A 21,255-nucleotide genomic window follows, 5' to 3' on the forward strand; every position below is an offset into this window, starting at 1 on the left:
TCCCCTCCCGCCCGCGCGTGCGGTCCACAGCCTTTATGCCACGTAGCGAACGTTTAGGCCGAGGAGCCGGATGCCTGAATTGGGCACGTCCGGATCTGTGGGAACCGCGGGTGAGCGATCACCCGCGGTCACCCGGCCTTATCCAATCCCGGGGGATGGTTGAATGCGCAGGAGGTTATTTTGATGGCTAGTCAAGGGGTTGCGGACGGCGACAGTCTGTGCTTGGCTGTCGTGCTCGGTGGTTGCCGAGTCGTCGCTGCTCGTCGAGCCCGACTTGGTCGACATCCGCGAGGTGATTCCGGATGTCGTGCTCGATATCCGCTATGCCACGGCGCACAACTTCGTCGGTCGCCCGATCGAGGGCTACGAGGCGCCGCTCTGTCTCTTGACCCACCGGGCGGCAGCGGCCTTGGCCGGGGTGCAGGCGACCCTGCGTCCCTCGGCCTGTCGCTGAAGATCTACGAGTGCTATCGGCCGCAGCGTGCCGTCGATCAGTTCGTTGCCTGGGCCGAGGATCTCGACGACCAACGCATGAAGGTCGAATTTTATCCGCAGGTCGAGAAGGCCAGGCTGTTCGACGACCGCTACATCGCGGCACGCTCCGGACATTCGCGAGGCCGTACGGTCGATCTGACCATCGTTCCCGTGCCGACGCCCGCTCAACCGGCGTTCGATCCAGCCGCCCCCGGGGCGTTCGTGCGAAAACCCGGCCTCGGAGCGTCTCGCGGACAACAGTGTCGACATGGGCACGGGTTTCGATTGCTTCAGTCCGCTCTTACATACGTTGAACCCGAAGATTACGGGCGAGGCGATGGCGAATCGGCTGTTGCTGAAATCCTCCATGAGCGAGCAGGGTTTTCGCAACCTCTCCGAGGAGTGGTGGCATTACACCCTGGTCGACGAGCCCTATCCCGACACCTATTTCGATGTCCCCGTGCGATGAGGAGCGAGCATGTTGCGAGCCATGACACCGACCCCGACACCGATAATCGAATCACGGATCCGCAAGCCAGCGCGGGTGTCCGTGCTGTCGAGCTGTTGTTTCGTGATTCTGTTCGGGGCACTGGCGGCGGGATTCACCTTCGCCGAAGATGCACCCGTGGAGGCTGCGTTCTCGGATGAAGAGGACTGGCCCGAGATGGACCTTGAGGCCCGTGTCGCGGCGGTCAGCGACGGCGAGCTTCGGTTCGTTGGACCCGAACGTGCCGCCGAGACCCATCGGCACGTCAATCGGATCCGCATCGGGGAAGAGAGTCTGAGCGAAGGCTGGATCGAGCTCACCCAATGTCACGAGAATCTCGACGCGGTCCGCGCGGCACAGATCCTCTTCGGCGCCGAGCGGATCCGCGGCTTGGAGGTGGTCAGTGCGCAGGGGATCGGGCGTGCTTGGGTCGAGGGCCCGTCGGTCCAGCTCACGGACATCGCGCCCGGCGCGAGGCTGTGTATCCGCGCGGAGAGTCGAGCCATGTACGCCCTCGGCGACGGGCGTTACAGGCTGCGCAACGGTCCGTACATGCGCCGCTTTCTCGACGGCTACTATCCCATGCAGGTGGTCTTGGACGTGTCCTACCCGGCCGATCGGCTCGCGCTCGTGCAACACCAACCGGCCGCGCAGCCCGGATTCGAGGTGCGTGCCGAATCCGGGCATGTCGCGGTCGATGCCGCCTTCGAAGGGCGGCTCTTCACCTGCTTGGACTTCTGCGAGACCGGCTCCTCGGACTGCGAGCTGGCTGTGAGCGACTGCTCGCAGTAAAGGCCCTCAGGCCTTCGGCTACGGGGATCCGGCCTCGCCCGGTGTGTCGGCCCTTTTGACCTCGAGACCGCTAGGCGATGGACTGGATGAACTCCTCGGGTGCCTGAACGGTGATCGACGGATGGTCGAAATCGGGGCCGTTGAGCGTGACGAGGTGGTCGAGTCCGATTCGGCGTGCGCTCTCGAAGGTGAGGGCATCATCGAGATACCGCCAACCGAGGCCGACGGCACCGTCGATCACCCCTGCATCGACCGGGGCGATCGTCAGGAGGGCACAGACGCGCTGAATCGCCGATCTAGCTCGGGCTGCGCCTAGGCTGCGTGCAAGCTCGGTATGGAGCGGGTCGATGGCTGCGGCGCAAACATAGCCTTGAATGCGTCCCTTGGCAGCGAGGGAGAGGATGGCGTTCGATGCATTGTCCGTATCCTGCTCGTTGTTGAGTGCGTCCATCAAGACCGTGATATCGACGAGTGTCTTGGGTGTTGCGGTCATTGCCTTCCTCCTTGCTTCGCTTCGTTGGTGGTTGGAATCCTTGGGGTTTCGGATCATGGGTTCTGTTGGGCGGTGCGCGGGATTGCGCCTTGCTCGCCATGCTCGGCGCAGCCGCGGCGCTGTCGGCGCGGTGCCGTCGTCTCGGGAAGCGGGGGTGATGCGGTGTGTTCGGAAGTGACGGCGAGTCGAGACGGAGCGGGGCGATCACGGACCTGTCTTCGGGGGGCGTCGGCTGCGCCGCGCGGCAGTCGGGCATCGAGGGATCTCGGCCGAGCCGAAGTGTCGGCGGCCTCGTCGTGCAAACGAGCCCGATTCGCGCAAGACCGCGCCGAGAACGATGGTTCCGATCGGATCGAACGGCTGCGCCGCGGCGAGGCGTCTGCCGTGCAGAGCGGCCTTCCATGCCTCACCTCGGCGGCCTTGCTGAGCGTCTCCATGATCTCGGCTCGTCGTCTTCCTTATCGCGCTGTGCGTTTCCGCGAGAGTATGCTGAGGTGTCCGAATCATTACTATCGGCAAATCGGGCTGTTCCGACTTTCTGTTGTCCGAGATCAATCAGAGATCAAAAAAAGAGTGTCTCGATGCTCGGCCAGGATACACAACGCCATGATATTAAAAGCATTATCTGTTTAAGTTGAATGAGGCGATGTGGCATCGGGAGTCACGCCCCCGAGTCTGACAAGAGGCCGCGATCACAAATCCGCCACGGCGGACTTTGCGCCGTAGGGTGAACAATCGCCGTAGTGTGGACAAGCGCCGTAGGGTGGACAAGCGCAGCGCAGTCCACCAGCGCCGGCGAGGGATTCGGTGGACTTCGCTCTCACTCGTCCACCCTACGGGCCGGTCTTATGAACGACGCCGTGAAGGTTCAGGCCCGATAGGCTTCGGCTCGATGCCCCAGATCCGCTGCGCGTAATCGCGGATGGATCGATCCGAGGAGAACTTACCCATCCGCGCGACGTTCAGGATCGACATGCGATCCCACTCGGCGGGCCGGTCGTAGACCTCGCTGATCGTGTCCTGACATTCGAGATAGGCGCGATAATCGGCCAGCACCATGAAGGGATCATGGTTGATCAGGTGATCGGTCAAGGGGCGAAAGAGGTTGGTGTCGCCGTGCGAGAAGAGCCCCGAGACGATGAGGTCGAGATCCGATTTCAGCTCATGGTCGCCGTGGTAATAGTCCCAAGGCCGATATCCCTCGGTCTGTTTGCGGCGGACCTCCTCTGCGGTCATGCCGAACAGGAAGAAGTTTTCGGCACCGACCTCCTCGCGGATCTCGATATTGGCGCCGTCGAGCGTGCCGACCGTGAGCGCCCCGTTCATCGAGAACTTCATGTTGCCGGTTCCCGACGCCTCCTTGCCGGCGAGCGAGATCTGCTCGGAGAGATCCGCGGCCGGATACAGGCGTTGCCCGTTCTTCACGTTGAAGTCGGGCATGAAGGCGACGCGGATGTAACCGTTGACCTGCGGGTCGTTGTTGATGACCTCGGCGACCGAGTTGATGAGCTTGATCATCAGCTTCGCCATGTAATAGCCGGGGGCCGCCTTACCGCCGTAGATGAAGGCGCGCGGGACCATGCCGAGATTCGGGTTTTGTTTCAGCCGCTGATAGACGCGGATGATGTGCAGCACGTTCAGGTGCTGACGCTTGTACTCGTGCAGGCGCTTGGCCTGGATATCGAACATCATGGTCTGTGGATCGAGGACCACGCCGGCATGCTGGTTCAGCCAGATCGCCAGATCGTGCTTGGCGGCGGTCTTGACCTCGCGCCAGCGCGCCTGGAGTGCAGGGTCGTCGGCGTGCGCCTCCAAGTCGCGCAGACAGTCGAGATCGCGGATCCAGCGGTCATTCCCGCACATCTCCGTGATCAGGTTTGCCAGACGCGGGTTGCTCACCACGATGAAGCGACGCGGCGTCACACCGTTGGTGACGTTGTGAAAGCGCTCCGGCGCCATCTCGTAGAAGTCCTTGAGCAGCGTCGTCTTGATAAGCTCCGAGTGCAGGGCGGCGACCCCGTTGACCGCACGGCTGCCGACGACGGCCAGGTGGGCCATCCGGATCCGCCGCCCGCCGGCCTCGTCGATCAGCGACATGCGCGCGACACGCTCCTCGTCGCCCAGGTAACGCACGCGCACCTCGTCGAGAAAGCGCCGGTTGATCTCGTAGATGATCTCCAGATGGCGCGGCAGCAACCGCTCGAAGAGACCGACCGACCAGGTCTCCAAGGCTTCGGGCAGCAGGGTGTGGTTGGTGTAGCAGAAGGTCGCGCGGGTGATGGTCCAGGCGGTATCCCAGGGCATCTCATGCTCGTCCATGAGCAGGCGCATCAGCTCGGCCACGGCGATCGCCGGATGGGTGTCGTTGAGCTGGGCGACGAACTTCTCGTGGAAGGTGTCCAGCGGGCCGACGGTGTTCAGATGCAGCCGAATCATGTCCTGGATCGAGCAGGACACGAAGAAATACTGTTGCTTTAGACGCAGCTCCTTGCCGGCCTCGGGGTCGTCGTTCGGGTAGAGGACCTTCGAGATGGTCTCGGCCTCGATCTTGGCGTGGACCGCACCGTAATAGTCCCCGACATTGAAGACCTGGAAGTCGAACGATTCGGGTGCCTCCGCTTTCCACAGACGCAGCAGATTCACGTTCTCGACCCCGTAGCCCAGGACCGGGGTGTCGAACGCGACGCCGCTGATGACCATGTCCGGAACCCATCGAGCCCGCGGGTGGCCTGCATGATCGCGATCGTGCTCGGTGTGGCCGCCGTACATGACCGGGAAGCTGATCTTGGGTCGCGGGATCTCCCAGGGGTTGCCGTTGCGCAGCCAGGTGTCGCTGCGCTCGACCTGCCAGCCGTCATCGATGATCTGGTCGAAGATCCCGAACTCGTAGCGAATCCCGTAGCCGATCGCCGGGATCTGGACCGTTGCCAGCGAATCCATATAGCAGGCGGCCAGCCGACCCAGTCCGCCGTTGCCCAGACCCGGCTCCTCCTCTTCCTCCAGGATGGCGTTGAAGTCGAGATCCAGCTCCTCGCCCGCGCGCTGGGCGACCTCCGCGATCCCGAGATTCACCAGATTGTTGGCCAGATGCGGTCCGAGCAGATACTCGGCCGAGAGATAACAGACCGTGCGCGCATGGGAGGTCTTATAGATCTGGGCGGACTTCACCCAACGGTCCAGCATGCGATCGCGCACCGTGAAGGCGGCGGCCATATAGAGGTCGTGGGGCGTGGCGACCTCGCGGAAACGCCCCTGGATATAAAAGAGATTATCGATGTAGGCCTGCTTCAGAGACGCCTTCGACATGCCCGTGCGGGTGTGCTCGTGAGTCGTGCCCCGGGCCTCGGTTGGGGTCTCGGCCGGGGCCTCGGGGTCGTCGGCGACTGCTACTGCTGTGTTCATGGCGGCGTCTCGTCGGCAGGGCGGCGGTTGGGACTTAAACCGCGCCCGGCGCGGTATGCGCTGTTTTTGATGGGGTCGGCCCGGCAGGATTGACGTCCGCTGGAGCCGGAGCGGTTTAAGATAATTAAAAATTTTTTATTTTTAAACCGCGTCCCCGCTAAGGGCCGTGGATGCACCAGATCTCGAGCTCACTCGAAAAAAGCATCTCGCTCTCGACGCGGTTTAAAAGGGCCAAATCCAGTCGTCGACATCGGGCTTGTCGATCCCGTGCTCGTGCGCGTCGTTCCTGCAGTCGATCTGCATGTCGCGCAGCCTCTCCTTCACATGCGCACCCGCGACCTGCAGGCGCGGGACCCGGTTGATGACGTCGATGGCCAGGCTGAAGCGGTCGATCTCGTTCTCGATGGCGAGCTCCAGCGGCGTGTTGATATTGCCCTTTTCCTTGTAGCCGCGCACGTGCAGGTTCGTGTGGTTGGTGCGGCGATAGGCGAGGCGATGGATCAGCCAGGGATAGCCGTGGAAGTTGAAGATCACCGGTCGGTCTTTGGTGAAGAGGCTGTCGAAGTCGGCGTCGGAGAGGCCATGCGGGTGCTCCCCCGCGGGCTGCATCCGGAAGAGATCCACGACATTGATGAAGCGCAGTCGGATGTCGGGAAAGTGCTCGCGCAGCAGGGCGGTGGCGGCCAGCGCCTCCTTGGTGGGGATGTCTCCGCAGCCGACCATGACGGCGTCTGGCTCGACACCCTGGTCGTTGCTCGCCCAATCCCAGATGCCGATGCCCTTGGTGCAGTGCTTGATGGCGGCGTCCATGTCCAAATACTGAAGATGGTTCTGCTTGTCGGCCACGATCACGTTGATGTCGTCGCGGCTCTGCAGGCAGTGGTCGACCGTGGAGAGCAGGGTGTTGACGTCCGGGGGCAGATAGATGCGGGTGACCTCCGGATTCTTGTTGACCACGACATCCAGAAAGCCCGGGTCCTGATGGGTGAAGCCGTTGTGGTCCTGGCGCCAGACGGTCGAGGTGATCAAGAGGTTCAGAGAGGAGATACGCGCCCGCCACGGGATCTCCTCGCAGATCGCCAGCCACTTGGCGTGCTGGTTGTACATGCTGTCGATGACATGGACGAATGCCTCGTAGGTCGCGAAGAAGCCGTGCCGACCGGTCAGAACACAGCCCTCGTATCAGCCCTCCAAGGTGTGCTCGGAGAGCATCTCGAGGACGCGGCCGTCGGGCGCGAGCTCGCCGCCTTGCGCGTCTTCCTCTTTGTATTCGCAGAGCCAGGGCTTCTTGGAGACCTCGTAGATGGCATCGAGCTTGTTGGAGGTGTTCGCGTCCGGGCCGAATACCCGGAAGTTGTCCATGTTCTTGGCCATGACATCGCGCAGCAGCTCGCCCGTCGGCTTGGTGTTCATGGCGCGGATCTTCCCCGGTTCGACGACATCCAAGGCGTAGTCGCGAAAGTCGGGCATCCGCAGGGCACGACGCAGCAGACCGCCGTGCCCTGCGGATTTGCGCTCATGCGCAGCGTCCCCTCCGGGGCCAGCGCGCGCAGCTCCGGGATCAGCCGACCCGCGCCGTCGAACAGTTCCTCGGGCTTGTAGCTGCGCAGCCAGGATTCGAGCTGTTTGAGATGCGCCGGGTTGTCGTGCATGCCCGAGAGCGGCACCTGATGGGCGCGCCAGAAGCCCTCGACCTTCTTGCCGTCGACCTGCGCGGGTCCGGTCCAGCCCTTGGGGGTGCGCAGCACGATCATCGGCCAATGGCAGCGCTCCGCCTTGCCGCTCGTGCGGGCCTCCTGCTGAAAGGCGCGGATCCGGGCGAGACAGGCATCCAGGGTGGCCGCCATGGTTTGGTGCATCGTCATGAGGTCGTCGCCCTCGACGAAGTAGGGCGTCCAGCCGTAGCCGCGCATCAGCTCGGCAAGCTCCTCGCGCGGGATGCGTGCGAGCAGGGTGGGGTTGTTGATCTTGTAGCCGTTCAGATGGAGGATCGGCAGCACCGCGCCGTCGCGGATGGGGTTTAAGAATTTGCTTGAATGCCAGGAGGTCGCGAGCGGGCCGGTCTCGGCCTCGCCGTCGCCGACCGCCACGGCGACCAAGGAGAAGCCGGGGCTCGCACCCCAATGACCGAGCAGACGTTTCTTCAGATGGATCTCGGCGAGCGGCTCGCGCAGCAGCGGGTTGTCCCGAAGATAGATCATGCCGGCAGCGAGGTCGTTGCAGGCGCGCCAATAGGCGTCGATCTTGGTCAGAAGATCGTGGGACAGCGGATTGGCGTCGATCTCGGTCGTGGAGAGGCGGCTCGTCGTCGTAGGGTGCTCCGGTGTGTCCTTCGGCGGTCGTCTGAGAATAGTAAAAGACGCGGATGAAGGCGAGGTGACGGGGAGCGGTGGATCTCCGGTGAACGACGGTTGCAGCGACGTGATCCCTGCGACCTCCAATGGCTTGCGGCATGCGCAACGGAGGACATCGAATGGACGGCAATTCACTGAAGGCGATTGAGTTTTACGGCTTCATGGCGCTTGCCGCCTGGCTGGTCTACTCCCAATTCATCGCCGCTCGACGGGATCGGAATCGCTCGGAGGACAGCTCGTCGAACGAGGAGCCGCATGACAGCGACGAGCCGCCGCACAGCTGATGCGTCGGCCGCCGAGGGCTCGATTCGACGGGGACAAGCTCAGCGATCGTGGCGCTTGATGGCCGCGCGCAGCGACTGCAGCGCGGCCGTGGCCATGTCGCGTAGGTGGTTGGCGGCGTCGCCGACCTCGGTGTCGGAGAGGCTGCGCCGCGATCCGGCTTGCGACGCGCCGGTCGCCTGCTCCCCCGAGACGGCCCCGTGGCCCGTTGCGCTCGGCCGCACCGTCACTGCGGGGAGCGATTGTCTCAGCTCCTCGACGATCTCGGAGCGCTGGCGCGCGAGCGATGCGGCGACGCGATCCCCGATCAGGTCCGGGAGGATCTCGCGCATCAGGCGCGCCTCGAGATCCCGGAGATCCTGCTGGCTGGCCCCGGGCGGTGCGGCGGCGCTCGCGGCATGCTCCTCGGCGAGTCTGGCCTCGACGACGTGGCGTGCCTCGGCGATCGAGATCTCGGTGAGATCGCGCCGCAGGGACTCCACGAGGATCGTCAAGCGTTTGTTGACGCCCGCCTCCAGTCGCTCCTCGATCAACGCGACCAGCTCGGCCTCGCTCAACGGGCGGGGCGAGGCTGCTGGGGCGGCGACGGGGTTGATGACTTGCGGGATCTGTGTGGCCGCGGCCGCGGCCGGGGTGTCGCTGTCGATCGCCGTGCGCAGGCATTCGATCACCTCGGGGAGCCGCTCGGCGGCGAGCGATTTAGGCAGGACGGTGAGCACGCCCCTCTTGCGGGCCGCCGCGGCGAAGTCGCTGTCCTCCTGCGAGGTACAAAGCACGATCGGGATATGTGCCGTGCGCGGGTCGGCGCGGATGATCTCCAGGGCCTCCAGGCCGTTCAAACCCGGCATGATATGATCCATGAAGATCGCGTCCGGAACCCGGCTTTTGAGAATCTCCAGCGCTGCCTCTGCGGAGTCGGCCGTATCGACCTCGATACCGCAATGCTTCAGCTCGATGCGCAAGGCGTAACGCGTGACTCTGGAGTCGTCGATCAAGAGGATCTTCATAAGGTCGTGACGGGCGGTATCGGTCAGGTGAAAAAACGCCGTCAGTTTACTGGTCGGAGGGGGCAGAGTGCTATGGGCGACCAGATCATGCGCTTCATTCGGTTCGCATCGGCGGAGGCGGTTGCCGAGGAAACTGCACGCCGAATCAGTGCTGCGGCGCGGCGTGCAATCGAGGCACGCGGGCGGTTTCGATGTGTCTTGGCCGGCGGGCGCACCCCGTTGGCCGCTTACGATCGACTGGTCCATCAACCCGAGGACTGGGCGCATTGGCATCTCTTTCTCGGCGACGAGCGCTGTCTTCCGCCCGATGACCCCGAGCGCAACAGCCGCGCGATCGCGCTGGCCCTGACGGAGCGCGTTGCGATTCCGCCGGCCAATCTGCATTGGATCCCGGCCGAGTCGGGGGCAGCGTCGGCGGCCGAGCGCTACGACGCGCTGATCGCAGATCAGATGCCCTTCGACTTGATCCTGCTGGGCATGGGCGAGGACGGTCACACGGCGAGCCTCTTCCCCGGTCATGTGACCCCGACGGACGTACTGGCGTCGCCCGTGCACGAGGCACCTAAACCGCCGCCCGATCGCGTGACCCTGACCCCGTTGGCCCTCGCCGCTGCCCCGGAGCGTCTGATCCTGGTCACGGGTGCGGGCAAGCGCGAGGCCCTTGCGGCCTGGCGTCGCGGTGCTGACCTGCCGGTCGCGCGGGTCGCGGCCCTGGGCAGGACGGATGTGCTGATGGATGCCGACGCCGCGGGGGATTGACCCTGAAGGTCGCGCTTCCCTATCGGGACAGCGCAGAGAATCCGAGACCGTATGAGATCGTCGTCGTTGTCGTAATCGACCATCGAAACGTCCCCGATTACGACAACGACAACGACAACGAATGGTCTCGATACATCTGCCGTGCTTCACGAGCGGCCCCTCGATCCTGAGTCGTGCTCACCTCATCTCGTCATAGCCCTGCGGCGATGGTGCACATCGTTCAGGCGCACTTCCCTTTTGACATTCCACTAGGATAACGACCATGAATCTCGAAATTGTCATCCCGATCGCTCTGCATCAGGTCGCCGGTCTTGTCTGGGTCGGCGGGATGTTCTTCGCCCATTTCGCGCTGCGTCCGACGCTCAAAGAGGCGCTGGATCCGCAGCCCCGCCTGCGCGTCGCGCTTGGTGTCTTTGAGCGCTTCTTCCCCTGGGTCTGGGTCTCGATTGCGGTTCTGTGGCTGAGCGGACTCTGGGTGTTCCTCGGCGTGTCGGGCGGCACGGCCGGTCTCCATGTCCATGCCATGATGGGCATTGCGCTGATCATGACGCTGATCTTCACGCTGATCTATTTCCTCCCGTTCCGCCGGATGCAGGGCAGCGTCGCCGCGGCCGATTGGCCGAAAGCCGCTTCCGCATTCGGGTGGATCCGCGGGTTGATGGCCGTCAATCTGGGCCTGGGTTTGGCGACTGTGGTGATCGCCGCCGCGGGGCCGGCCTTGATCGGTCTCTAAGGAACGATGCAAATCAAAATGATCCGGCGCCGACACCGTGACGATGGTCCCATCGGGTCGGGTTGCTCCATCGAGCACGATCTTTCAGTCGATCACGCTGCCGGTGGCGAGTTGCATGAGCTGATACTCCGGTTTGGGGCGTAGATGGCATCGGCGTGTCATGCCGTTCTGTCGAGAATGTCGATGTGGAGAGCCTTGGTACTCCACAAAAAAGGCCGCATTTCGCGGCCTTTTTCTGCGTTCCCAGACAATCGCCTCAGGCGATCTTGATCTCCATTTGCTCACCCGACTCTGGATCGGTCAGATGCACCGCGCAGGCGATGCAGGGATCGAAGGAATGGATGGTGCGCAGGATCTCGATCGGCTGCTTCACATCGAACAACTGATGGTTGTCCTGAAGCGCGGCCTCGTAGGCACCGGGCTGGCTGCTTGGGTCGCGGGGGCCGGCGTTCCAGGTGGAGGGCACAACCGCCTGGTAGTTGGCGATCTTGCCGTCCTTGATCACGATCCAGTGACCGAGCGCGCCGCGCGGGGCTTCCATGTAACCGGCGCCACGGGCCTCGGCGGGCCAACTCGACGGCTCCCAGAGGGTCTCGTTGAAGGTGCGGCTGTCGCCGCCCTTGATGTTGGCGATCAGCTGGTTGTACCAGCCCTGCGCGGTGTCGGTCAGGATCTTGGTTTCCAGGGTCCTGGCCGCAGTGCGTCCGAGCGTGGAGTACAAGGCGCGCACGGGTAGATCGAGCGTGGTCAGGGTCATCTCGACCAGCTCTTTGGTCTGCTCGTGGCCGCTGGCATAGAGCAGGAGCACGCGGGCGAGCGGTCCGACCTCCATGGCGTGACCCTTCCAGCGCGGGGCCTTCATCCAGGAATAGCCGTCGTTTACGTCGAGCTGGGTATAGGGCGGTTTCACGCCGCCGCGTGCGTCGTATTCCAGGTTGGTCTCGCCGTCGTAAGGGTGGAGCCCCTTGTCGTTGCCGCCCGAATACTCGTACCAGGAGTGGGCCACGTATTCCTGAATCTGCCCCTGGTCGTGCAGGTCGATCTCGTGGATAGTGCTGAGATCCCGGTTGAGGATGACGCCGCGCGGGAACAGGAACTGCGCCGGATCCATGGTCCCGGTGGCCGGCAGGTCGCCGTAGCTCATGAAGTTGCCCAGGCCCTCGCCGCGCTCGCCCCAGTCCTTGTAGAAGCTCGCGATCGCCAGGGTGTCCGGGACATAGACCTGATCAACGAAGGTCTGCATGGAGTGCAGGATCTGCTGCACCTCGGCAAGCCGTTTGGCGTTGATCGCCGAGTCCGAGTCGATGTCGATCGGGGAGGGCACGCCGCCGACGACGAAGTTCGGATGCGGGTTCTTGCCGCCGAAGATGGCGTGCAGACGCGCGACATCGCGCTGCCAGGCCAGCGCCTCCAGATAATGCGCGACCGCCATGAGGTTGGCCTCGGGCGGCAGCTTGTAGGCCGGATGGCCCCAGTAGCCGTTGGCGAATATGCCGAGCTGGCCGGATTCCACGAAGGTCTTGATGCGCTTCTGGGTGTCGGCGAAATAGCCCGGCGAGGACTTGGGCCAGCTGCTGATGGATTGCGCCAGATCCGAGGTCGCCTTGGGATCCGCGCTCAGGCAGCTGACCACGTCGACCCAGTCGAGCGCGTGCAGATGATAGAAGTGCATCACATGATCATGCACGAACTGCGAGCTGATCATGAGGTTGCGGATCAGCTGGGCGTTGGGCGGCAGCTCGATCTTGAGCGCGTCCTCCACCGAGCGCACGGAGGCAATGCCGTGCACCAGGGTGCAGACGCCGCAGATGCGTTGGGCGAAGGCCCAGGCATCGCGCGGGTCGCGGCCCTTCAAGATGGTTTCCAGCCCGCGGACCGAGGTCCCGGAGCTGTAGGCTTGGGCGATGTTCTCCCCGTCCATCTGGGCCTCGATACGCAGATGGCCCTCGATGCGGGTGACGGGATCGACGACGATGCGTTCGCTCATGTCAGTTCTTCTCCACCAGGTGCTCGGCGATCATCTCGGTGAGACCGACCACCGGGATCTCCATATTGAATTCCTCCAGACCCTCTTCGAGCTGGGTCCGGCAGGTGGCGCACATGGTGACCATGCGTTCCGGATTGACCTCCTCGATCTGCACCTTTTTTCGCTTGAAGGCGGCCATCTTCAGCGGCTCGGCACGCTCGTTGGAGCTCACCCCGCCGCCGGCACCGCAGCACCACTGGAACTTGCCGTGCTCCTTGAGCTCGACGAAGTTCTCGGCGACCAGGTTCATGAGATTGCGCTGCTGCTGGATGACGCCGCTCTTGCGGGCCAGGTTGCAGGGATCGTGCATCGACAGCCGATCGGTCTCCATCCCCTCGGTCTTGATCCGCCCGGCGGCGCGCAGCTCGTCCAAGACCTCGATGATGTGGAAGACCTTGAAGGGATAGGGCCGGCCGATCAGGTTCGGGCCTTCCCAGCGGATCGCCGTAAAGGCATGACCACACTCCGGGCTGATCACCTTCGGCACCTTGAGCGCCTCGGCGGCGGCCACGACGCGCTCGACTAGTTGGGCGGCGATGTCCTTGTTGCCGATTTGGATGCCGGCGTTGGTCGCTTCGAAGCACTGGGTGGAGAGCGTCCAGGTCACCCCGGCATGGTCGAAGATCTTGGTGATGGCTTCGAGATACTCGGGGAAGTTGATGATCTCCATCGAGGAGAGCAGCACCAGATACTCGGCGCCCTCCTTGTCGACCGGGACCTCGAGTCCGCTGCTGGTCTGCACATGGTTGATCTGCACCGCCAGCGTCTTCCATTGCAGGCCCATCGGGCTGCCGGTCTGGATGGCGCGCACGGAGGCGGCGATGAGTCCTTCGGGCGCATGTCCGGCCTGGACCATGCCTTCGCGGGACTTGCGGATCATCAGCGCCAGATCGTTGCCGACCGGGCACACCATGGAGCAGCGACCGCACATCGAGCAGGAGTCGTAGAGCAGCTCCTCCCATTCGGCCAGCATCTCGTCGGTCACCTTCTGCTGCAGGCCGAACATGCCCTTAATCTTGCCCCAGAGCGTGAAGTCGTTTTCCCAGACGCGGCGCAGCGGCTCCAGCTTGAGGATCGGCGTGTATTTGGGATCGCCCGTTTCTAGATAGAAGGGACAGGCTTGGGCGCAGATGCCGCAATGCACGCAGCTCGAAAAGAAAGCGGCGACGGGCCCGTCGACCTCGGCGCGAAAGGCCGCGAGACCCCGTTCAAGTGTCAGCTTGCTCTCAATTTGGCTCATGACTGAACCCCCTTACGGCCGAATGCGGCCCCGTTGTACCAGCGTGCGATGAAGGTCGTGAAGATGTGCGTCAGCTTGGTGAAGGGCAGCAGGATCAGCATGATCTCGGCCGAGAGGATGTGCATGCCCAGGACCAGCGGATAGGGGTTGACCAGCCGGTAATAGGCCAGCCAGCCGGTCAGCACCACCGCGAAGACCACGGCCCAGACCAGATAGTCCTCGACCGTGCTGATGCGCTTCTTCACCGGATGCGTCATGCGATGCACGAGTGTTGCGATCAGCGCGACCAGGGTCACCGAGGTCACCAGACTGATCACCGGGTTGGGCAACGCCGGCCAGGACAGACCGGTCAGGCTCTCGATCAGCGCGATGTGCGGCAGGAAGAGCAGCAGCGCGATCAGGAAGCCGATGTGCCAGACCCAGCCCACGACCACGTTGAAGGGCGCGCGCTGGAAGGTGCCCGGATCCGCGACGGTGCGGGTGAATATGGTCCGCAGACCCGGACCCCACTCACCGGCGCGTGCCTCGGCGAAGTTCTTGGCGCGTCCGAGCATGAAGATCTCGGCGATGCGCACCAGCAAACCGATCGCGAAGATGGCGATCGCGATGTTGAACATCGGACCCTTGGTCCACAGCAGAAACTCCATCGAGCCGCTCATAGCTTGGCCTCCAATTCTTCGACCGTGACGGGCTGACGATGGGAGACCGCGGTCTTGGTCTGTTTCTTGGCCAATGCCGCGACGGCACCGCCGACCACGGCACCTGCAGCACCGGCCGCCAGCACGTTCATCCCGGAGGCCGAGGTCGGCACCGAGACGGCGTTGTAGAAACCGCCCGCATCCCAGAACTTCGGCTCGGAGCAGCCCAGACAGGGATGCCCGGCCTCGACCGGCCAACTGGTGCCGTCGTTCCAGCGCATGGTCGCGCAGGCGTTGTAGGTGGTCGGGCCCTTGCAGCCGAGCTCGTAGAGACACCAGCCCAGACGTGCGCCTTCATCGTCGAAGGTCTTGGCGAAGAGCCCCTTGTCATAGAAGGGTCGGCGATAGCAGCGGTCATGGATCGACTGACCGAAGAAGGCCATCGGACGGTTGTAGGCGTCGAGCTCGGGCAGACGCCCGAAGGTGAGGTAGTGGGCGATGACACCCGTGATCACCATCGGGATCGGCGGACAGCCCGAGACGTTGATGACCGGCTTGTTCTTGACCAGATCCATCACCGACATGGCGCCCGTCGGGTTGGGGTTGGCCGCAGGCAGACCGCCGAAGGTCGCACAGGAGCCGACCGCGATGACGGCGGCGGCGTTCTCCACCGTCTCCATCAGCATGGCGTAGTTGCTGTGACCGGCGACGGTCGAGTAACCCGGGTTGGAGTCCGGACCCGGGATGGAGCCGTCGACGATGACCAGATATTCGCCCGGATTTGCCGCCATCGCCTGCTCGCGCGCATGCTCGGCGGCATCGCCGGCCGCGGCCTGCAGGGTATGGTGATAATCCAGCGAGATGACGTCGAGGATCAGATCCTCGACCGTGGGGGCATGGCTGCGGGTCAGCGACTCGGTACAGCTGGTGCATTCCTGGAACGACAGCCAGATGACCGACGGGCGCTTGGCCTTCTCCAGCGCTGCGGCGATCGCCGGCGCCATGCTCGGCGGAAGGGCCATCATCGAGGCGGTTGCGGCACAGAACTTCAGGAAGCCGCGGCGCGAGACGCCACGTTCGCGAAGGCTCTCGCCGAGTGTTTTCTCAGTGGGGTTGCGGGCAGCCATAGTCCCTCCTTCAGATGTCAGGACGCGAGAGGCGGGGCGCTCCGGCCCGGGTTCAAGCGGGCGTCGAGCGCGGCGATCGCGTCGTTCAGATCCTGCGGCTGCGGACACAGGATCTCGGGAACGGTCGCGATCTCGAGATGCAGGGCGAGGCGATGTGCCTCGGAATTCAGATAGTCCACCAGCCAGACCCCGGGGATGGCGGTCTCCTGGACGCGTGTCGGACCCATGGCCTCGACACTGGCCTGGACCTCGCCGGTGCCCAGCACGGACAGCAAGCGCTCCAGGTCACCCGGACCGAACGGCATCGCCTTCAGATCGATCTTGGTGGTCTCCCCCGTACTGACGAGACGTGCCAAGGCATGGCGGACTTCATGCAGGACGGGCTCGGCGTTGCCGTACCATTGGGGATGCGGATCGCCCTCGGGCGCGGCCGAGCTGTTTTCGACGACGACGGGAATCTGATCCAGCAATGACATTTGGCACACCTCGACCTGTCCGTTTGGGATTCTAGGCGCTTTGCCGCCGACCTGATTTGATGCAGCGCAGCTCATTAGCACGTTAGCAAGCTCGAATAATCCGAACCGCGTCTCTGTGGCGCGTCCGGGCGTCTGCGGGAGTTCGAACGCGAGCGAATTCCGAGACGCTCCGCTGTGACGCGGTTCGGATGGGAAAGACAACCGGGGCCGATCCCGCCCAAAAACATCGGATACCGCGCCGAGCGCGGTTTAAGCCAGCACGCCCGCCATCAGCTGCATGCTGATGCAGTGCAGGCTGCCGCCTTGGCGGATCAGCGGCCGGCAGTCGACGGCCAAGACGGCGCGGTCCGGGAAGAGCTGGCCCAGGGTTTCCCGCGCCTCCGTGTCGGCGGGCGTGTCGTAGGTCGGCACAAGCACGGCGCCGTTGATGAGGAGAAAGTTCGCATAGCCCGCCGGGAGGCGCTCGCCGTCGCCGTTCAGTACGGGTGCGGGGGTCGGCAAGTGCACCAAACGGTAAGGATTGCCGTCCGGGTCGCGCAAGGCCCGAAGCTCCTGCTCCATCGCCTGAAGCTCGGCGTAGTCCGCATCGTTCGGGTCGGTACAGCGGGCGTAGCAGAGTGTGTCGGGGGCGCAGAAGCGGACCAGGGTGTCGATGTGCCCGTCGGTGTCGTCGCCGCTGATGGCGCCGTGCTCGAGCCACAGGAAACGGCGGATGCCGAGACGCTCGGCGAGCGTCCGCTCGATCGCATCGCGCGACAGGCCCGGGTTGCGGAGCGGGTCGACCAATGTTCGGGTGACCGCAAGCAACGTACCCCGGCCATCGGTCTCGATCGCACCGCCTTCAAGGACCAGGTCGGCGGGCTCGAGCGCCGTCTCGCCGAAGAGGCCGCTCCCGTGCAGCGTCCCGGTGATGCGGTCGTCCCGATCCGCGGCGAATTTCCCGCCCCAGCCGTTGAATCGGAAATCGAGCAGGAGCGGTTCTCCCGCGTCGGTGCGTACGCCGATCGGTCCGTGATCGCGCGCCCAGGTGTCGTTGCTCGGGGCGAGACCGAAACGCTGGCTCGCGGGAGCGGCACCGGCAGCTGCGAGGCGCGCACGGACGGCCGCGGCGTGCTCGGCGTGCCGGCAGACGTTCAGCACCGGCTCGTAGCGCCCGATCAGGGCGGCGAGGTTGGCATAGAGTTGTTCGACCCGACCCAGCTGATCGGCCCAGTCGGTGTCCTCGTGTGGCCAGGTGAGCATGATCCCGCTTTGGGGCTCCCACTCGGCAGGGAATCGGCGCATGGCAGGCCTTTTCGTCGGGTTGTCGATGCGCCTATTGTATGCCGCGCGCGCCGTCACCCCCAGTCGAGTGCTTGCGACCAGAATCGGGTTTCGGCCTCGATCCCGACCCCTGCGTCCTCGACATGAACCACCATCCCGTCGATGACCCGCGGCGAGACGCCGTGCGGATGGATGTGCACCTGAATGAACTGATGGCGCGCGAGGGTCTCGGTCGTTTCGAGAAAGAGCCCGCCTGCACTGAAGTTTCGGATTCGGCACGGAGCCGGGCGGTGCCTGCCGATTACGGCGAGGGTGGCGGGGATATCGATCTCGGTTCGATGATGCCATCGGCGCTCCATCCTTTCGAGTCCTCCTCTTCTCTTTATGGTTCGTAAGGGAGCGGTGCAGAAATTCCGAGACCGTCCGAGATCGTTGTCGTTGTCGTTGTCGTAGTCGTATCGACGGTCGATTACGACAACGACAACGATTGGATTCGGTGCTCGACGGATTTCTGATGCGTTATTAAAGATTTACGATCGCAGCCGGCACGCGAGCGTCAAGCGGACCAGATCCGCGGTCGAGTGGACCTCGAGCTTGCGCATCAGGTTGGCGCGATGTGTCTCGACCGTTCGGACACTGAGGTCGAGCGAGCCGGCAATCGCCTTGTTGGTTCTCCCGTTGACGATCGCCTCGAGCACCTCGCGCTCCTTGGCGGTGAGCTGCTCGAGTCGCTCGGCAATGATCCGCGGGTCGCCGATCTCGGCGCGGAAGCGTTCGTCCGCGGCAAGCGCCTTGCGCACGCGCTGCAGGAGATCCTGGTGATTGACCGGTTTCTGAATGAAATCGACGGCACCGGACTGCATCGCCTTGACCGCCATCGGCACATCGGCGTGTCCGCTGATCATGATCACGGGCAAGCCGATGCGGTGCGTGCGCAGGACCTCGAGCAGCTCGAGCCCGTCCATCTCCGGCATCCGCACATCCAGGACCAAACAGCCCGGACCCTCGCAACCCGGATCGCCGAAAAACTCGGCCGCCGATCCGAAGACCTCGACCGGCATGGAGACCGATTCGAAGAGCCAGCGCAGCGACTGGCGCACGTCCTCGTCGTCGTCGATCACGAACACGGTCGATCTCGGGCTCATTGCGGGTCTCCGATGGCTGTTTCGGGCGGGCCATCGAGCGGGCGATCGGCCGAGCTCGCGGACGACATCGTGGGCGAGCGGTCGGTCGAAGTGATCGGGAGATGCCCGGGCAGCGTGAAGGTAAAGACCGCACCGCCACCGGGACGTGGCTTGGCCCAGATGCGCCCGCCGTAGGACTCGACGATGGTTCGGCTCATCGAAAGCCCGATACCCGTACCGCCTTCCTTGGTCGTGTAGAAGGGATCGAACAGACGGCTCGGGTCGGTCTGGTCCAGACCGACCCCCCGGTCGCTGACGGCGACACGCACCTGATCCGCGCCGACGCGCTCGATCGTCACACCCAAGCGGCGGCAGGTGGACGGTATCTCGCGCATCGCCTCCATGCCGTTGATCAGGAGGTTGATCAAGACTTGCTCGATCTCCACCGCATCACCGCTGGCAAAAGGCACGTCGGCACCGACCCGAATCTCGACCTTCACGGCGTTCGTCCTGAGCTCCGGCGCAATCATGCCGACGGCCGCTCGGCTGATGGCCCCCAGGTCGATCGCTCGGGGCGCGCTGGCATGCTGCCTGGAAAAATCCCGAATCCGCTCGATGATCCGACCCGCACGCGCGGCGAGTCTGGAGATCTCGCGCAGTGCAAGACGCAGCGGCTCGATCTCGCCCGGCGCGCTGTCGATGCGCTCGAGTGCACCGCCGGCATAGGTGCTGATACCCATGAGTGGTTGGGCGACCTCATGGGCAATGGCGCTCGACATCTCGCCCATGGTGCCGATCCGCCCGACCCTGAAAAGTGCGTGACGGTGTTTGGATTCGCGCTCTTCAAGCAGCTTGCGGGCGCTGATGTCCTCGATGACGCCGATGAAATAGCATAGGCCGCCCGTCGAATCACGCACGGGGGCCATCGTCAGGTTGCACCAGATGGGCTGGCCCGATTTGCCGATATGTCGCAGCTCCAGGCTTTCGCCCTCGCCCTCTCCCTCGCCCGCTCCCTCGACGTGGTCCCGGTCGCAGCTCATGCCCTCGCCGATCCTCGCCATATACCGCATCAATCCATCGCGATCCTCCGGGTGTGCGAGAGCGCGACAGGTTCGGGCGAGCAGCTCCTCTTGCGTGTAGCCGAGGATGTCGCAGAGCTTGCGGTTGACCCGGAGAAAGAAGCCCTGTCGGTCGAGGTGACAGATACCGACCGCCGCTTGCTCGAAGGTCGCGCGAAAACGCTCCTCGCTCTCGGTGAGCGCGCGCCGCACCGCGAGGATGTCGAGGATGTCCGCGAGCCGTCCGGCGAGCGCCCGCGTCAGGGTCAGATCGTCCTCGCTCCAGGTGCGCTCGGCGCGACACATATGTAGGCCGAGCAGCGAGGGCCGATCACCCTCGGGGCGCACGGCGATGACGAGGCGCGAGCGCGGCGCGAAGCCGCCGCCGAGGATCGGGACGGCGCCCGGCTCTGGATCCTGTACCGGATCGGAGGCGTTCAGCGCCGAGCGGATCAGGCTCCGCAGCGCGCCATCCGTCGGGATGCTGCGGTTGTTCAGGTGTTCGCCCGGGCAGCCCGGAACGGCGACCTCCGCCAGAATTCGGACCTCGGTCGCGTCGGGATTGCACGGATACAGCAGCCAGGCGCGATCCACCCGCAGGAGATCCTGCACGACCCGCAAGAGGGCGTTCAACACCGCCTGCGGCTCGAACTCGGCCGTCACCGCGGCCGACAGTCGCTCGAGTCCGCTGACCAGCCGATGTCGCGACTCCGCCGCGGCTGCCGCGATGTCGCGTTGCCTGCGTTCATGCTCGGCCCGCTTACGCTCGGTGATGTCCGAGAGAATGACGCGGATTTGCGCCGGGCTGCTCCCGGCCTCGAGTCGGCTTTCGAGCATCAGCGTTTGCGGCTCCGCACAGATCGCCGCCTTGTCCGGTTTCAACCGCAGCTCGCAGCTCCTGCACGCCTGCGCGACCAACGCGTCGGCAATATGGGCCTTCAGGAGTAAGCGGTCGCCAGGGGCGATGTAAGTGCTGAATGCCCGGCCGATCAAGCGATCTCGCGATTGCCCGAGCAGCTTGGCGCCTGTCAGGTTGATGTTTTGGATCCTGCCGGCGGCGTCGATCGAGAGGTAGCCGACGGGGGCGAAATCATAGAGGTCCGCATAGCGCTCGCGAGACTCCTCCAACACCGCGCGCACCGCCAGCAGCTCGCGGTTCTGCTGCTCGATCTCGATCTGATGGACCTGCAGCTCGTGCACCAGGCGGGTGAGCTCGTCCGACCCGTTGCCTGCGCGCTCGAGCTCCGCCAAGAGCCGCGTCAGGTGCGCACCGATCGCTTGGTCGAATCGTGTCATTGGACCGGCACCTCCATTGTGCGGCCGGCGAGTTGGGTTCCGATGCCGGCGTTCGAGGCTGCTGTGCTCGACACCCGCCCCGGGTGCCGCCGTTCTCCGGTGTGCCGTTGCGTTTGGACGTTGGCGCTGCGCCTGCGTGCGACGCCGTCCACGATCGACCTCCGAGGCTCGGCACAGCAGGAGAGACTGGCGAGAACGCACGATACACACCTTTATTCTAGAAG

17 protein-coding genes and 2 pseudogenes are annotated in these 21,255 nt (G+C 64.3%); 6 read left to right on the plus strand and 13 right to left on the minus strand.

Going from position 1 to position 21,255, the window contains the following annotated elements; all coding sequences use genetic code 11:
* Positions 1 to 307 precede the first annotated feature (307 nt).
* The 3 genes and pseudogenes from VLR48_RS20330 to VLR48_RS17935 form a co-directional block, all read left to right on the plus strand.
* Positions 308 to 579, plus strand: a pseudogene (locus VLR48_RS20330) (M15 family metallopeptidase); the annotation flags it as partial.
* 163 nt (positions 580 to 742) lie between these two features.
* Positions 743 to 943, plus strand: coding sequence for a M15 family metallopeptidase (locus VLR48_RS17930; protein WP_325293096.1), 201 nt, complete (start codon positions 743 to 745; stop codon positions 941 to 943).
* A 102-nt stretch (positions 944 to 1,045) separates the two neighbouring features.
* Positions 1,046 to 1,753, plus strand: a complete 708-nt coding sequence (locus VLR48_RS17935; RefSeq protein ID WP_325293097.1) for an alpha/beta hydrolase — start codon at positions 1,046 to 1,048, stop codon at positions 1,751 to 1,753.
* A gap of 70 nt (positions 1,754 to 1,823) precedes the next feature.
* Here the strand turns inward: VLR48_RS17935 and VLR48_RS17940 are convergent, their stop codons facing one another.
* The 3 genes and pseudogenes from VLR48_RS17940 to VLR48_RS17950 all read right to left on the minus strand — a co-directional run bounded on the left by VLR48_RS17940 (position 1,824) and on the right by VLR48_RS17950 (position 7,930).
* The gene (locus VLR48_RS17940; protein WP_325293098.1) at positions 1,824 to 2,246 is read right to left on the minus strand and encodes a PIN domain-containing protein; all 423 of its coding nucleotides are present in this window, start codon (positions 2,244 to 2,246) and stop codon (positions 1,824 to 1,826) included.
* Between the two features lie 846 nt (positions 2,247 to 3,092).
* Positions 3,093 to 5,648: a glycogen/starch/alpha-glucan phosphorylase gene (locus VLR48_RS17945; protein WP_325293099.1), complete on the minus strand. Its 2,556-nt coding sequence runs from the start codon at positions 5,646 to 5,648 to the stop codon at positions 3,093 to 3,095.
* Between the two features lie 222 nt (positions 5,649 to 5,870).
* A pseudogene (locus VLR48_RS17950) lies at positions 5,871 to 7,930 on the minus strand (phosphoketolase family protein).
* 191 nt (positions 7,931 to 8,121) lie between these two features.
* Between VLR48_RS17950 and VLR48_RS17955 the strand changes: the two are divergent.
* Entirely contained in the window at positions 8,122 to 8,286 is a 165-nt protein-coding gene (locus VLR48_RS17955) for a hypothetical protein (protein ID WP_325293100.1), read from the plus strand.
* A 39-nt stretch (positions 8,287 to 8,325) separates the two neighbouring features.
* Here VLR48_RS17955 and VLR48_RS17960 read toward each other — a convergent pair whose 3' ends face one another.
* A complete protein-coding gene (locus VLR48_RS17960; protein ID WP_325293101.1) occupies positions 8,326 to 9,291 on the minus strand; it encodes a response regulator in 966 nt (321 codons plus the stop codon).
* Positions 9,292 to 9,363: 72 nt separating this feature from the next.
* On the opposite strand from VLR48_RS17960, the gene pgl reads away from it, so the two are divergent.
* Both pgl and VLR48_RS17970 read left to right on the plus strand, forming a co-directional pair.
* Positions 9,364 to 10,050 carry a 6-phosphogluconolactonase gene (pgl, locus tag VLR48_RS17965; RefSeq protein ID WP_325293102.1) on the plus strand — a complete coding sequence of 229 codons (687 nt, stop codon included), beginning with the start codon at positions 9,364 to 9,366 and terminating at the stop codon, positions 10,048 to 10,050.
* A gap of 262 nt (positions 10,051 to 10,312) precedes the next feature.
* The gene (locus tag VLR48_RS17970) at positions 10,313 to 10,783 is read left to right on the plus strand and encodes a CopD family protein (protein ID WP_325293103.1); all 471 of its coding nucleotides are present in this window, start codon (positions 10,313 to 10,315) and stop codon (positions 10,781 to 10,783) included.
* Between the two features lie 256 nt (positions 10,784 to 11,039).
* Here VLR48_RS17970 and VLR48_RS17975 read toward each other — a convergent pair whose 3' ends face one another.
* From VLR48_RS17975 to VLR48_RS18015, 9 genes are all read right to left on the minus strand, one after another.
* Positions 11,040 to 12,770 carry a nickel-dependent hydrogenase large subunit gene (locus VLR48_RS17975; RefSeq protein ID WP_325293104.1) on the minus strand — a complete coding sequence of 577 codons (1,731 nt, stop codon included), beginning with the start codon at positions 12,768 to 12,770 and terminating at the stop codon, positions 11,040 to 11,042.
* A gap of 1 nt (position 12,771) precedes the next feature.
* The gene (locus VLR48_RS17980; protein ID WP_325293105.1) at positions 12,772 to 14,049 is read right to left on the minus strand and encodes a (Fe-S)-binding protein; all 1,278 of its coding nucleotides are present in this window, start codon (positions 14,047 to 14,049) and stop codon (positions 12,772 to 12,774) included.
* Positions 14,046 to 14,708, minus strand: a complete 663-nt coding sequence (locus VLR48_RS17985) for a hypothetical protein (RefSeq protein ID WP_325293106.1) — start codon at positions 14,706 to 14,708, stop codon at positions 14,046 to 14,048. The genes VLR48_RS17980 and VLR48_RS17985 overlap by 4 nt, the downstream gene beginning before the upstream one ends.
* Positions 14,705 to 15,814, minus strand: a complete 1,110-nt coding sequence (locus VLR48_RS17990) for a hydrogenase small subunit (protein WP_325293107.1) — start codon at positions 15,812 to 15,814, stop codon at positions 14,705 to 14,707. Before VLR48_RS17990 ends, VLR48_RS17985 begins: the two co-directional genes overlap by 4 nt.
* A 17-nt stretch (positions 15,815 to 15,831) precedes the next feature.
* A complete protein-coding gene (locus tag VLR48_RS17995; RefSeq protein ID WP_325293108.1) occupies positions 15,832 to 16,290 on the minus strand; it encodes a hydrogenase expression/formation protein in 459 nt (152 codons plus the stop codon).
* Positions 16,291 to 16,539: 249 nt separating this feature from the next.
* Positions 16,540 to 17,574 carry an agmatine deiminase family protein gene (locus tag VLR48_RS18000; RefSeq protein WP_325293109.1) on the minus strand — a complete coding sequence of 345 codons (1,035 nt, stop codon included), beginning with the start codon at positions 17,572 to 17,574 and terminating at the stop codon, positions 16,540 to 16,542.
* A 53-nt stretch (positions 17,575 to 17,627) separates the two neighbouring features.
* Positions 17,628 to 17,912 (minus strand): PilZ domain-containing protein, encoded by a 285-nt coding sequence (locus VLR48_RS18005; RefSeq protein WP_325293110.1) that lies wholly within the window; start codon positions 17,910 to 17,912, stop codon positions 17,628 to 17,630.
* A gap of 171 nt (positions 17,913 to 18,083) precedes the next feature.
* Positions 18,084 to 18,698, minus strand: a complete 615-nt coding sequence (locus tag VLR48_RS18010; RefSeq protein WP_325293111.1) for a response regulator transcription factor — start codon at positions 18,696 to 18,698, stop codon at positions 18,084 to 18,086.
* Positions 18,695 to 21,031 (minus strand): PAS domain S-box protein, encoded by a 2,337-nt coding sequence (locus VLR48_RS18015; RefSeq protein WP_325293112.1) that lies wholly within the window; start codon positions 21,029 to 21,031, stop codon positions 18,695 to 18,697. The genes VLR48_RS18010 and VLR48_RS18015 overlap by 4 nt, the downstream gene beginning before the upstream one ends.
* Positions 21,032 to 21,255 lie beyond the last annotated feature (224 nt).

The sequence above is a fragment of the Thiocapsa sp. genome (assembly GCF_035467215.1).
Taxonomy (GTDB): Bacteria; Pseudomonadota; Gammaproteobacteria; order Chromatiales; family Chromatiaceae; genus Thiocapsa.

Coding starts and splice junctions, on each gene's coding strand:
- VLR48_RS17985 (WP_325293106.1), bottom strand. CDS start 14,708: ATGAGCGGCTCGATGGAGTTTCTGCTGTGGACCAAGGGTCCGATGTTC.
- VLR48_RS17940 (WP_325293098.1), bottom strand. CDS start 2,246: ATGACCGCAACACCCAAGACACTCGTCGATATCACGGTCTTGATGGAC.
- VLR48_RS17980 (WP_325293105.1), bottom strand. CDS start 14,049: ATGAGCCAAATTGAGAGCAAGCTGACACTTGAACGGGGTCTCGCGGCC.
- VLR48_RS17990 (WP_325293107.1), bottom strand. CDS start 15,814: ATGGCTGCCCGCAACCCCACTGAGAAAACACTCGGCGAGAGCCTTCGC.
- pgl (WP_325293102.1), top strand. CDS start 9,364: ATGGGCGACCAGATCATGCGCTTCATTCGGTTCGCATCGGCGGAGGCG.
- VLR48_RS17995 (WP_325293108.1), bottom strand. CDS start 16,290: ATGTCATTGCTGGATCAGATTCCCGTCGTCGTCGAAAACAGCTCGGCC.
- VLR48_RS17960 (WP_325293101.1), bottom strand. CDS start 9,291: ATGAAGATCCTCTTGATCGACGACTCCAGAGTCACGCGTTACGCCTTG.
- VLR48_RS17955 (WP_325293100.1), top strand. CDS start 8,122: ATGGACGGCAATTCACTGAAGGCGATTGAGTTTTACGGCTTCATGGCG.
- VLR48_RS18015 (WP_325293112.1), bottom strand. CDS start 21,031: ATGACACGATTCGACCAAGCGATCGGTGCGCACCTGACGCGGCTCTTG.
- VLR48_RS17975 (WP_325293104.1), bottom strand. CDS start 12,770: ATGAGCGAACGCATCGTCGTCGATCCCGTCACCCGCATCGAGGGCCAT.
- VLR48_RS17945 (WP_325293099.1), bottom strand. CDS start 5,648: ATGAACACAGCAGTAGCAGTCGCCGACGACCCCGAGGCCCCGGCCGAG.
- VLR48_RS18000 (WP_325293109.1), bottom strand. CDS start 17,574: ATGCGCCGATTCCCTGCCGAGTGGGAGCCCCAAAGCGGGATCATGCTC.
- VLR48_RS17970 (WP_325293103.1), top strand. CDS start 10,313: ATGAATCTCGAAATTGTCATCCCGATCGCTCTGCATCAGGTCGCCGGT.
- VLR48_RS18010 (WP_325293111.1), bottom strand. CDS start 18,698: ATGAGCCCGAGATCGACCGTGTTCGTGATCGACGACGACGAGGACGTG.
- VLR48_RS17930 (WP_325293096.1), top strand. CDS start 743: ATGGGCACGGGTTTCGATTGCTTCAGTCCGCTCTTACATACGTTGAAC.
- VLR48_RS18005 (WP_325293110.1), bottom strand. CDS start 17,912: ATGGAGCGCCGATGGCATCATCGAACCGAGATCGATATCCCCGCCACC.